This is a genomic window from Enterococcus sp. DA9 (assembly GCF_008000875.1).
In the GTDB taxonomy this organism is placed as follows: domain Bacteria; phylum Bacillota; class Bacilli; order Lactobacillales; family Enterococcaceae; genus Enterococcus_B; species Enterococcus_B lactis.
Genome location: NZ_CP042839.1, coordinates 2,609,418 through 2,622,532 on the forward strand (window position 1 = coordinate 2,609,418; position 13,115 = coordinate 2,622,532).

Here is a 13,115-nt window from a genome sequence, read left to right on the forward strand (position 1 = left end):
CCGTAACCAAACGAAGGGCTAACTATGCAAATATTCATTAAAATTTCCTCCCAACGACTTTTTTAGCTATATTGAATAGATATTTAAACTCACTTGAGCGCGAGTAAAAAATCAAGTATAGAACTCCCCCACTACAAATTGATATAATAGCCTTGTATATTATGCTAACTAAGCCATTATAAACAATAAAGGATTGTAAATAAATGGTAACTAGGGTAGCCATAGCTAACAAAAAGCAATATTTTGTAAATAACTTTAAGTACACCAACATACTTACCTTAAGACCATACTTAAAAATATAAAATACTTCTACCCATAACACATATCCTAGTGAAGATATTAATGTACCTAAGAGTACTCCATTTATACCCATATCAAAAAATATTAATAATATTAGTGAGCACGTTAAGTTAATTGTGGCTTCAATAATGGATTTCCATCTTTGAATCCAATATAGACCATAGGAGTCTATAAAAACAAAGCTTGTATTTCTAAATATTTGTACCACTAAGTTAATAATAATTAAAGAAACGGTAAAAGAAGGCAAAACATATTTATCGCCAATCCACCAAATTATAAAGGGATTAAGCACTGAAGCAAGGATTAAAGTTGAAAAATATAACATTGAATAATTTACAAACAAGTGTTTTTTAAATAAATCCAATGCATCCTTTGTGTTTGCACTAACAATATAATTACCAATACTAGCAGTTATTGAGTTAGTTACCTGTTTGCAGAGATTTTGTACATTATTAATTATCATTGTATAGTTGGAGTAAAACCCGACTGCTGAAAGACCTACAAAACTAGAAATTAGGATACTATCTGTCCCCATAACAATAACCCCACCAACTTTAGAGCTCATATTTCCAATTACATTTCTTTTAATATTACTCATTTTCTTCTTAGACAGCTGTTTTTTTTGATATCTTTTTAATTCACTATAGTCCTTGTCAACTTTGAAAGAAATACTTAGGTTCCCTAATAGGGTAAAAATTAATTGAACAATTAAATATAATGAAAAACTTTTATAATGTACAAGTAAATATATTTGAAAAATATTACTTAACAATAAAAAAATGAAATCATTTAAATTTACAACATACGTTCGTTGATGCGCAATCAATAATGACCGCTTATAAGTAAAAAAATAGCTTAAAACTGAATTTGATAAGTACAACAAATAGTACAAAATAAATTCATTAGTAATTGAATAGTTACCCGAAATATAAGGGAAAAGGGGGACAACACTGACCCCTATAACTGCAACACCAATTCCTATATAATGATAAGCTTTTTTGTATAAATCCATCAATGCATTTATTTCTTCCCTATCTCCTACTGCTATAGGTTTATACATAGAGTATACAATAGATGTACCTATTCCTAATTCAGCTAAAGACAAAATACTAAGTACATTTGAAAAGAGACCATTCAATCCTAAGTAAGTTACACCTAGATACCTTATAAAGAATGTTCTTACCACAAATTGCATAACTAATTTTAGAAAAAATACTATAGTAGAAATAGATGAGTTCATTAGTGAATAGTAAAGTCGTGATTTTTTCATATAATTCCTCCGCTTTAATTTTTACAAACTCAGCTAATCAAGTTTTTTTAATTTGAATCTCAACCAGTTTTTTGTACCATATGCTCCCAAAGCTTAAAGCGACAATTGCTATTTTTCTTGGTTTAGTAAAGCCGTGATAAGATAATATGAATCTTCTGTTTTTTTTCAGAAATCCAATAATTTCTTTTGTCTCTGGAATATGCTTATAGTCACTAGATAAAATCAACTTATCCAAAACGTAAAAATATGCCCAGCATACTCTACGTTGATATGAATCTTTTAAATCAGGAAAATAGCTCAATATTTTTTTCTGATTATACTGCCAAGCTTTTATAACATCAAAAGTTTTCTTAGAAAATTTTTTACCCATTATACTATCGTTTCTTTGTAGATAAAAATATTTTTCTTCATTTGATACAATGATTTTCTCAGATTCAAGCAATATATCTATAATTATATACGCATCCTCAAAAGTTTTACCCTCTAAAAACCGCTTGTTATAAAAAAGTTCTTTACGATAAAGTTTGTTCCATGCGTATGCATAAAATTGTGTTCCTTCTAAAACAGATTTTATTGCTTCCTTTTTATTTAATAGAATTACTTTTTTTCTTTGTTAGCTTTCTTATACTTATCGTCATGAAAAGGAATCAACTCAACAGAACTGATATCAGCATTATGGGTTTTTAAATTCTCATACAAAACTTCATACATATCTTTTTCGATATAATCATCACTGTCAACAAAGCCTAAATATTTCCCTCGTGCCACATCAATCCCGGCATTCCTTGCACTACTTAATCCACCGTTTTTTTTATGGATGACACGGACACGACTGTCTTTTGATGCATATTCATCACATATTTTACCGCTGTTGTCAGGAGAACCGTCATCTACTAATATCACTTCGAAATCAGTAAATGTTTGCGCTAAGATTGAATCTACACATTTTCTTAAATAGGGTTCTACTTTATAAACAGGAACAATAATACTAATCTCACACATTTTGCTTCTCACCTTTAACTAATTCTACTGTGTGTATCAATGATTCTTTCAATTCAAATATTGGATACCAACCATTTTCTTTGATTTTCTTGTTATCAAGTATCGCTGTGCTAGCTTTTGAAAAACCTTTTTGTTCAATCTCATCCGGCAATTCAAAAATTACTTGTTTACCGCTGATATCAGCTAGCTGTTGTGCTAATTCTTTTAGTCGTAAATCAAAGTTTTCTGAAGAAACATTGTACGCCTCTCCTTTTTCTCCTTCAAGCAGTAAATGAAGAATAGCAGAAACAGCATCTCCAACATAAACATACGAAAAATATTGATTTCCTTCACTTTTTAAAACAATATCCTTTTGTTCGATTGCATTTAAAATAAATTGTGAGGATGCTTTCGTATCAGATAAAAGCATTGTCGGACCAAACGTACGGCAGAGCCTTGGAATCACGATGTCGAGGTCGTGTTTTGCGATGTAGGCTTGGCATAATGATTCACTGACTCTTTTTCCTTCAGGGTAGCCTGCTCTCAGTGTATTACAATCGATATACCCGCAGTAATCTTCTGTGAATTTTTCTATATCGCCTCGATTTTCGCCATAGATTTCTACTGTTGATAAAAATAATACTCTCTCAGGCTGGGTTGCTACTGCATGTTTCAATACTTGCTCTGTACCTGCAAGATTAGTCATGATCGTACCGATTGGATCAGTTGCGTAAGCCTTAGGATGTGTGTTACTTGCACCGTGTATCAAATAGTCAGCTTGAATTTCTTTTGGTAAGGGTTCTGTGACGTCACCTTCAACAATTTCGAAAGTATCTAAGGAAAGATAACTGGCAAACCTTTTTTCAAGCTTCTGACGGTTTCTGCCCATAGCATATACTTTGATTTTGATGTCTAGTTGTTCATTAGCAGCCATCAACGTATCAATCAAAAAAGAGCCGATCATTCCCGAAGCGCCAATCATCAGCAGGGATTTGCCATGTAGCTGTTTTATTTTTGGTGTATGATTGATCACATTTGCCAAATCTTCTTGGTACATTGCTTGTTTAATCAACGTCATCATCTTTCTCCTAGTCTTTCATTTTTAAGTATGCTTTGAACAATTCTAAATCATCTGTTGTTGTCAATTTGATATTTTTATCAGAACCAGCAGCAAAATATAAAGTTTCTCCTAAATCTACCATCATGGTATTCGTATAGGAAGAATCAGTCATACCAATGTCTTCTTTCACTGCTCGGTCATATGCTGCCCGTAGTTTTCCGTATTGATAAGCTTGTGGAGTTGAGACACGCCGCAATGTGTTACGATCAACATACTGTTCCGTCGTTTCTTCTGTTTTCTTGATAAAAATTTGTTCATTGTAAGGTAGAGAGGTTACGCCATTACCAAATTCTTTACACTTAACGATTACATCTGACAATACTAGTTCGTCTACTAGTGGACGGATACCATCATGGATGATGATCGTATCATCGTCTTCAGAATAATCTTTCAAAAACTGGACACCATTATTGATCGACTCTTGTCCTTTTGATCCCCCTGTAATGACCCATTGGACTTTGCTAATGTTGAATTCTTTGATATATGCCCACATCGTTTCTTCCCAACCAGATTTGCAAACGACTAAAATCCGATCGACCTGTGGATGTTTTTGAAATGATTCTAAAGTATAGATAATAATAGGTTTACCTTCAATTGTAATGAACTGTTTTGGGATATCTTGTCCCATACGTTTACCGACACCGCCGGCAATAATAATAGCTGTAATCATTTTTTTTCTGCTCCTTTAGTTAAATAATATTTTCCTTTGTACATTTTGAATGAATGTTCTGGATCAATATAAACTGCTTCATGGTGAGAAACCTGATCTTTTTCAGGTGGAAGCTGCATATAGTCGCCAAAAACTTGACTTAAATAATGATCATAGCCAATTGGTACTGGCATCTCTGTATCTTCGAATGGTACCCACACAGCAGATTCAAAGTCTTTTGCAGGATAAACATTTCCCATATATCGTGGACCGACACAAAGTTCTGTAACGAAATTCGTCGGGTTATCATTGTATTTGGTCATCTGCTTTTCAGCATATCTCCATATTTTATACTTCGTTTTTGCGGATACGCTATTTAACAATAACTTTCCAGCTAATTCCATTGCTTTCCCATGGTTTTGCGGTACTTGCTGACTTCGATAAAGCGCATAGATCATTGCCCATATCTTTTGCTTTTTCCGTTCTGCTTGCTTTTCAGGTGCAGTATCTAACGGAAAAATATCTAATTGGATACCATGAGGGATATCTAAATCTTCCTGATACGTTTTGATAAAGGTCGTTTGGACGTTACGGATAGTTGTAAAGGAGTTCCGATCGTGATTCGTCAGAGTTGGTCTTAATAAAACAAATTTATCTTTTTGTGGGCCGGTTTCCCATAATTCAGCTAAGCGATCATAATCCCTTCTAGGCATGAAAAAATCTAAATCATCATCCCATGGGATAAAACCTTTATGTCGAATTGCTCCGATTGCGCCGCCACCACAAAAATAACACAACAAATCGTGACTTTTACAAAAATCTACAAAGTATTGTGCCATTTCGAGATTTACTTTTTGAATTTTTTTTAATTCAGGATCTGTACTGTACATTATAGTTGCCTCAACCATTCTTTTATTAATCTTCCCTATTTTCTCATAAATAGAGGCGGTTTTCAATCTTATGCAAGTGGTTCTTTCTTTACTGACTGAAAAAGGATAGATAAACAGCTATTTTTTGTTTTTAAAAGGGTTGTGACAAAAGACAGTCACAACCCCTTATTCCGACTTTTTTAATAAACTCTCTTCAACAATGCCATGATGCTTGGCATTTTCACTTCCACAAAGCTGCCGGCTTTCACCGCAGATAATAATAGAGGAGCCGGCAAATTATACAGCCATTTTGTTACTTTTTTCGCGCTGGAATCAGTCAATGCAACCTTTTTAGCTTCTTGGATGGCTGGATCATTCAAGATATGCATAGCTTCTTCTCTTTTTTCTTTAGCAGTCCGCTCAGGATTCTCATAAATAGAAAAAATGACAGAGGTTGTTCCTTTTAAAAGAAGAGAAGCCATACCTGGTTTGTCTTTATCACTTGTCACGACATTTGCTAATTCATAAAATTCTTTAAAGGTTTCAAATTTATTCGGTTTATATTGGTTGGTTATCCCTTTTCCACCTTCAAAATGATAGATATACTCGATTCTTGGATTCAATATTACTTGCTGACAATGTTCATAATAGTTCAAATTGAAGATACGGTCTTCACAACTGCTGTAATTTTTGAATAAAATCTGTTTTTCCATCAAGATTTCCCTCTTGTAACATTTGTTCCAAACCACATACATCAACTGCTGATTCATCAGTTGATACATATCATCCACGAACTGTTCATGATTTGTATATTGGTATTCTGGAACAAGATAGTCCTTTTCCGAAATGATTTCTTCCCCGCTTAGCGTGCGGAATGTAAAAGAACTGATAAGCAAATCTGCTTCAGGATACTGTTCAAACAACTGCTGATAATCTGCCAAAATTTCTTTGACTGGCTCATCGTCTGCATCGAAAAATAATACATATTTCCCTGTAGATTGCTTGATGCCTTCATTTCGAGCAAGTCCAGGTCCTTGATTTTCGGTTGTAAAAAGTTGAAAATGACTATCTCCTTGGATAGCTGACTGAATCAGCTGCTCTGTTTTGTCAGTTGACCCATCATTGACCAAAATCACTTCATATTCTTCAAATGCCAGATTTTTTAAAACTTCTATAGTATGAACGATCGTGTCTTCGGCATTATAAACTGGAACAATTATACTAAATATCGGATGGCTCATTTCATTTCTTTCCTCCAGCTTAGCGATAAATTTTCTCTTGTGAAAAGTCGATTTCTGCTAATGAACTGATATTTTCATCTTCATCTAGTCCTTGTGAGGACATCTTATCAAATAAGATTTTGATTGTTTGAAGTAAAATCTTTAAATCTAATAGTAAGGAATACTTTTTGATATACAACAAATCAAAACGTAGTTTACTATTATAATCTGATACATATTTTCCGTATACTTGTGCATATCCGGTAATCCCTGCACGTACATTGTGTCTTAAATAATAATAAGGATTTTCTTCATTGAACTGATCAACGAAAAATGGTCTTTCTGGACGTGGTCCGACAATCGACATATCGCCTTTCAATACATTAAAGATTTGAGGTAATTCGTCAAAACGTACGGCACGGATAAATTTGCCTACTGGTGTCACACGGGCATCATTGCTCTTTGCCAAGACTGGTCCTGATTTCGCTTCAGCTGTTGCGCTCATGGAACGAAATTTATAGATTGAAAATTCCTTTTGATTTTTCGTAATACGTACTTGTTTATAAATAATTGGTCCAGGTGAAGTTGTTTTTACCAAAATCGCTGTGATTATCATAAAAGGTGAAGCGAGGATCAGTAAAATAAGCGAAACGATGATATCAAAGAGACGTTTGAATAATTCATATTCCGGCTGAATTTTGAAACCGGAAGCTTCAATGATACTTTCATCTTCGAAATTCATGATGTTCGGATTGATCATCGTTAAATTTTCAAAAGTTGTATTTAAAAATAGCTTCTTCTCTTTTTAGTTACTAATTGATAAATATTGATTTTTTCATCTTCTGGGATTTTTGAAGCCAAGTAGACAATATCAATGTCATCAATCAATTTTTTTGTGTTTTCATAATAATTGTCGATAACTACTGCTTCAACCTTATGTTTGTTGTTTTTCTTAGATTGAAAGTTTTGGATTGCTGGTGCGACATCTTTCTCTAAACCTACGATAAGTACTTTCTTATCACGACTGACTCTTAAGTATAGTTTGTAAACGACTATCCGATAAACGCTAAGTAATATCGTGCCAAGTATAAACGAGAGCACGATGACGCCACGCGGAAATGCAAACCAACGTCCAGCAAAAGTAACCACCATGATTCCCAATGCTATCAGCACCTGTCCAATAACAGTAATGAAGACGATATCACTGATCATTCGGTTATAGAATACATAAGCTCCTAACAAAATATTCAACGCAATAAAGATAATGGAAATAAAAATTGCTGAATGCTGAAAGGTCTCTAAGTTTCTTGCTGGGACTTCTCCTTGGAACTTGAGCAAAAAGCTAAGATAGATCGACACATTCAATACAAGTACATCCATGATGATAATGAATATCCTGCGTGCCGCATTCCACTCCCCATTTTTATTCATATATACACTCCTAACCATAAAATAATGCCTCTATCATCTTACCATAGCAAAGTTTAAAAACCTAGTGAATAACCAAATTGTAAAAGAAATTAAAAGAAACTAGAAAAGGCAACTATTGTAGGCTTATATGTGTATTTCTGCCTAACAGAGAGTTGGACAAAAACCGTATCACATGCTTCCTACTGAATGGGTGTTTTTCCTATCATCTCTTCGGTCACAAGTTACAATATTCATATAATTAAATTAAAAGAACTGTATTTTCATCAATAAAAATGAAAATACAGTTCTTTGATCAATCAGGTCTCAACGAAAAATTGCCGATTCCTTCTTTAGTTAGATTATCGTTATAAAATGGGTCATGAGCAATATAAGAAGGCCACTTATCTTGCATTTTTTTGATTTCCCCAGCAAAACGTCTTTGTTTTTCTGGAGTATCTTCATAACCTCTTGATTTAGATTCGAAATGGTACAATTCTGCTTGATGTGCATAGACATTGTAACGACCCAGTTCATAAACTTTCAAGCACAAGTCAACATCGTTGAATGCTACTTCTAATGTTTCATCAAACCCGTTAACAGCATTGAAGTCAGCTGCCTTGACCATCATACAAGCTGCAGTGACTGCTAAGTAATTGACGTCAATGACCAATCGGCCGAAATAACCACAATGTGTTCGATCATAGTTATTCAATGCATGCCCTGCAACACCACCGATTCCTAATAATACTCCTGCATGCTGCGTTGTATCATCTGGATAAAACAGTTTTGCTCCTACACAGCCGATTCGATCAAACTGTGCATAAGAAACCATCACCGTCATCCAATCTGGCTCAATCACTTCTGTATCGTTATTCAAGAATAAAAAGTATTTGCCGTTTGCTTTTTCTGCTGCTAAATTGTTAATTCGAGAATAATTGAATGGAATGTCAATCAATTCTACGATAAAGCGGTCTTTCAGCTGATGCTTGTATTCTGCAAATAATTCTTGCATTTTTGGATCTGTACTTCCATTATCCGCAATAATGATTTCATAATTTGAATAAGACGTTTTTTCAATGATCGAATCCACACAAGTTTTTAGATCTTCATAGCCATTCTTCGTTGGAATGATCACACTGACCAAATCCTCTTGCAAGACGTCATAAGCAATCTCATAAAATCCAGAAATTCTGCCAGGACGTACGCTTCCTTTGATGTTTCTTCTAGACAGGGCATCTGTCAATGCTTTCACTCCGGAATCATAGATATAACTTTTGGCTTCGCCATTACTTGCAGTTGATCCTGGGATCGTCCGCCAATGATACAAGACTCGGTCAATGTGGTAAATATGATCTGCAGGGATTTGTTCTGTCACACGAAGGACCAAATCATAATCTTGAGAACCTTCATAGCCTTTACGGAAACCGCCAAGTTCTTTAACAATGCTTGTTCGATATACGCCTAAGTGAGAGATATAATTATTTCCCATCAATGTATCAGGCGACCAGTCTGCTTTGAAATGCGGATCAAAGCGATTGCCATCTGCATCGATTTTATCTTCGTCACTGTAGATCACATCCAGTTCTGGATGTACGTTTAGCACTTTTGCCACTTCATATAATGCAAATGGCGGTAATTCATCATCATTATCTAAGAGTGCTATAAATTCTCCTTCTGCTATTTCCAATGCAGAATTAGTTGCCAGACTGATGTGTCCATTTTCTTTTCGGAAAACGACTTTGATTCTATCATCTTTTGCTTGATAGGATTCCAGACACTTTCGGATAGCTGGATCAGTAGAAGCATCATCACTGATACATAGTTCCCAATGATCATACGTTTGATCCAGTACCGAATCAATGCATTTTTCGAGCCATTTGATTTCAACGTTATAGACAGGCATAAGTATGGAAATCAATGGACGATACGCAAATCCTTGTGCTTCTTTCCTTTGCTCTTTCAAATCTGGTTTCTCATGACGACTGATCCACTCTACATAGTCGATCGATCCTGGCTTCAATTCCAATTTGACCCGACGGATCGCTTTTTTTACGCCATGAGTCCTTGCATAATTTATCCCTTTTTTCAGTAATCTTTTTTTTCTTTCCCATGAAGATTCAATGCCGTCATCATAAGGGTATTTACCGTTTAATTTCACAGCTATGCCATTTTGATGTCTCGCTGTTTGGAAGTCTAAGATGGCTTTTCCTCTCATTTTCCCTGATAAACGTACCTTAAAACCGCTTTGGGTCTTAACATCAAGATTATATAAATGATTGATATCCAATCTTACGACATGTGTTGCTTCAGCAATCACATTTTCTTTTTCTACCTTTATCGTAGGGATTTCTTTGGTCACTTCATCAATTGCCCAGCCCACAATAAGCAAATCGCCAGTGGCCCGTTCACGAGTGATTTGATCGATAAATACGGCAATTTCTTTTTTTTGCACGATTCGTTTACTCCTTATCTTTATAAGTTAATCATTATTTACATTTCAATGATCCATGATTGGCCATTTTGAGCTACTGCTTCCACTAAGAATGAACGTTCTTGCTCGCAAAGGATTCGTAACTCAAATCCCGCTTCTGTTCCTTTTGCGAGCTGTTCTGCTTGATTGACTTCTTCTCGTGAAACAGGAATTGCTTCGAAAAATGGCGATTGGTCAGCTGATAACTTATAGGACAAGGGCTGGCGATCCGAATTAGCGATTCCCCATCCGATGATTTTTAATATTTTTGTTTCTGCATCCCAGATTTTCTCGTCAATACATATAGAAAGTTCTTTTTCTTGGATTTTTTTCGAAGTTTCTTTCTTACGTCGTCCTAGTCTATGTTTTATTGTCCATTCATCACTTTCCAACAATGTGCAATAGCGATTTGTGGTTGTTTTTAACGTATGGTCTAGTCTTGTATTTTCCTCAAGAAGATGATGATTTTCTCTTTCTAATTCGTCATTTTTCTCAGAAAGCTGCTTTGTGACTTCAGCCATGGGACGAATCGTTTCCAACAATTCTTTCATTGTTGGTGTCAATTCCCCGATAAAGCGATAGTGACAATGGATAGTCACTTCTTTCCCAGAAATATCCGTTAGAACGAACTCTGGTAATTCTTTCCCATCAAACAAATAACAATCATTTACTGTTTTGACTACAGCATTCGAATCGATAAATGTTAGTTTTTCTCCGGCAGCTTCTGCGCTGAATTCTATAAAGCTAGGTTGTTGCGCGAAGCGAAACACCATTCTTTCTGTTGTTTCTGATACGGGGAAACTTAGTGTCTCATTTTCCCCTGTGAAATTATTGAATGGTATTTGTTGGATTGTTTCATCTTGTTTCGTTTGCTGGGTTACTTCTAACACTTTTACATAATTAGAATTTTGTGGCTCTGCAATGGAACTTTGTGCTACTGGATGTTTCATCAATGAGAAAAAGTATTGGTAGACTTCACCAAATGGTCGCATTTTGAAATCATAGCGTACAGCTTCCGGCAATTCTTCATAAGTTGATTTTAATTCTGTATCACCTACAGCTAAGTACAAATAATCTTCAATATTAATGAATAATCCCGCTTTTTCAAAAACTTTTTGGAAGCCATCATGAGTATAAAAAGAATTATGGGTTTCATCTAGGAGACCATAAGAAGCCCACGGCAATTGGTTATTGAACAAATCGATCATGACAGAATTATGCGCCAAGTTAGGGAATGTAATCAGGATCTCTCCTTCTTCATTCAAAAATTCTCTGACTTTCTTCAATGTTTTTCCAGGATCTACCAAATGTTCTAAAACATCCGCAAACAAGACGTAATCAAATGTCTGTCCAGCATAATAGTTTGCCCACTCAAAACTTTCTATATCACCATAAAATCCATCTTGAGCAAATTCGCTGACAAAATCGAACAATTCCTTATCTAACTCAACAATGCTCACTTCACATTGTTTTGCTCCGATTAAATGTTTCGTTAATCGGCCGTTTCCGGGACCAAACTCTAAAACTTTACTTCCTGGTTTGATCTGTGCGGCAATTTTTCCCACACTGCTTTGTTCATCTAGGTCCATTTCAAAATCATATTTCATTGCTATGAGTCCCTTCTTCCCATTTATGGTCTAAGACCACGATGCCTTCTCCGATATAAGAACCGCTGACAAACAAGTTCATGTACTTTGTCTTATATACCAAAGGAACCGTTGCATTTTCTTCAAAGACCGCAACGTCAAAATAATATTCACCAGCTAACAAACCTAACTTTTCATACTCCAGATAAAAGATATTCTCTCCTTTTTTCCAAGGAATCTTGATACCATCTAGTAGAGTATTAAGTCCGCATACATAAAAATTGTCGACTGTTCGTAGCGCAATTCCTAAAACCGGATTTTTGATTGTATCATCTTTTACTTCATAAGTTACTTTAACGTATAGTTTTTCTCCTTGTTCCAGCATATCCACCGGATTTTTGTCTTTATCCAACAATTCCGCTTTCGTCACGTCGACGATATCTGGAGCGGCGAACCGTTCTACTTGGTTTTTATTCCGATCCACTGTTTTAACTGATTTTTTCTTTAAAAAGTTTTCATAATTCGTCGTTACTTCCATCGTATCGCCATATTCGACGACTTCTCCGTTTTTCAACCAATAGGAACGATCACAAAAACGACGAATCGAACTGATATCATGAGAAACGAATAAAATCGTCTTTCCCGAGTTCTTGATTTCTGTAAATTTTTCCATACATTTTAGTTGAAATTCAAGATCGCCTACTGCCAATGCTTCATCCACAATCAAAATATCGGGATTCACATTGATTGCTACAGCAAAAGCTAGACGAACGAACATCCCGCTTGAATAAGTTTTTACAGGTTGATAAATATGGTCTCCGATGTCAGCAAATTCAATGATATCATCGACCATTTCATCGACTTCTTCTCTTGAAAAGCCTAGTACCATTCCATTTAAATAGATATTTTCATAGCCAGAATACTCAGGATTGAATCCTGAACCTAGTTCTAGCAAAGCAGAGATTTTCCCTTCGATTTCCATCGTACCGGATGTTGGTGTCAGTACCCCTGTAATGATTTTCAACATCGTAGATTTTCCGGATCCGTTTTCTCCAACGAAACCGATCATCTCACCTTTTTTTATTTCTACATTCACGTTTTTCAACGCATAAAACACATCATGATAGGATTTCTTAAAAGGATTAAGAGCTTCACGAAATCGATCCGACGGTTTTGCGTACATATTATAAGATTTTGTGATATCTTTTAGTCTAATTGCATATTCTGTCATAGCTATTCT

Annotated in this window: 8 protein-coding genes and 2 pseudogenes; all 10 read right to left on the reverse strand. The window is 35.2% G+C overall.

Features of this window, described 5'->3' with window-relative positions; genetic code table 11:
• Window positions 1-37: 37 nt before the first annotated feature.
• The 10 genes and pseudogenes from FTX43_RS13570 to FTX43_RS13615 all read right to left on the reverse strand — a co-directional run bounded on the left by FTX43_RS13570 (window position 38) and on the right by FTX43_RS13615 (window position 13,106).
• On the reverse strand, window positions 38-1,570 hold the full coding sequence (locus tag FTX43_RS13570; RefSeq protein WP_002334674.1) for a lipopolysaccharide biosynthesis protein: 1,533 nt from the start codon (window positions 1,568-1,570) through the stop codon (window positions 38-40).
• A gap of 37 nt (window positions 1,571-1,607) precedes the next feature.
• Window positions 1,608-2,572 (reverse strand): annotated as a pseudogene (locus FTX43_RS13575) (glycosyltransferase family 2 protein).
• On the reverse strand, window positions 2,565-3,632 hold the full coding sequence (locus tag FTX43_RS13580) for an NAD-dependent epimerase/dehydratase family protein (RefSeq protein ID WP_147607123.1): 1,068 nt from the start codon (window positions 3,630-3,632) through the stop codon (window positions 2,565-2,567). Before FTX43_RS13580 ends, FTX43_RS13575 begins: the two are co-directional and overlap by 8 nt.
• Window positions 3,633-3,639: 7 nt before the next feature.
• Entirely contained in the window at window positions 3,640-4,341 is a 702-nt protein-coding gene (locus FTX43_RS13585) for a 2-C-methyl-D-erythritol 4-phosphate cytidylyltransferase (RefSeq protein ID WP_002310302.1), read from the reverse strand.
• The gene (locus FTX43_RS13590; RefSeq protein WP_025476956.1) at window positions 4,338-5,210 is read right to left on the reverse strand and encodes a phosphorylcholine transferase LicD; all 873 of its coding nucleotides are present in this window, start codon (window positions 5,208-5,210) and stop codon (window positions 4,338-4,340) included. Before FTX43_RS13590 ends, FTX43_RS13585 begins: the two co-directional genes overlap by 4 nt.
• 179 nt (window positions 5,211-5,389) lie before the next feature.
• A complete protein-coding gene (locus FTX43_RS13595) occupies window positions 5,390-6,430 on the reverse strand; it encodes a glycosyltransferase family A protein (protein ID WP_002334678.1) in 1,041 nt (346 codons plus the stop codon).
• 19 nt (window positions 6,431-6,449) lie between these two features.
• Window positions 6,450-7,840, reverse strand: a pseudogene (locus FTX43_RS13600) (sugar transferase).
• A 292-nt stretch (window positions 7,841-8,132) separates the two neighbouring features.
• A complete protein-coding gene (locus FTX43_RS13605; protein WP_147607124.1) occupies window positions 8,133-10,271 on the reverse strand; it encodes a glycosyltransferase family 2 protein in 2,139 nt (712 codons plus the stop codon).
• A gap of 38 nt (window positions 10,272-10,309) precedes the next feature.
• On the reverse strand, window positions 10,310-11,896 hold the full coding sequence (locus FTX43_RS13610) for a bifunctional 2-polyprenyl-6-hydroxyphenol methylase/3-demethylubiquinol 3-O-methyltransferase UbiG (RefSeq protein WP_002289078.1): 1,587 nt from the start codon (window positions 11,894-11,896) through the stop codon (window positions 10,310-10,312).
• Window positions 11,886-13,106 (reverse strand): ABC transporter ATP-binding protein, encoded by a 1,221-nt coding sequence (locus FTX43_RS13615; protein WP_002289079.1) that lies wholly within the window; start codon window positions 13,104-13,106, stop codon window positions 11,886-11,888. The genes FTX43_RS13610 and FTX43_RS13615 overlap by 11 nt, the downstream gene beginning before the upstream one ends.
• Window positions 13,107-13,115 lie beyond the last annotated feature (9 nt).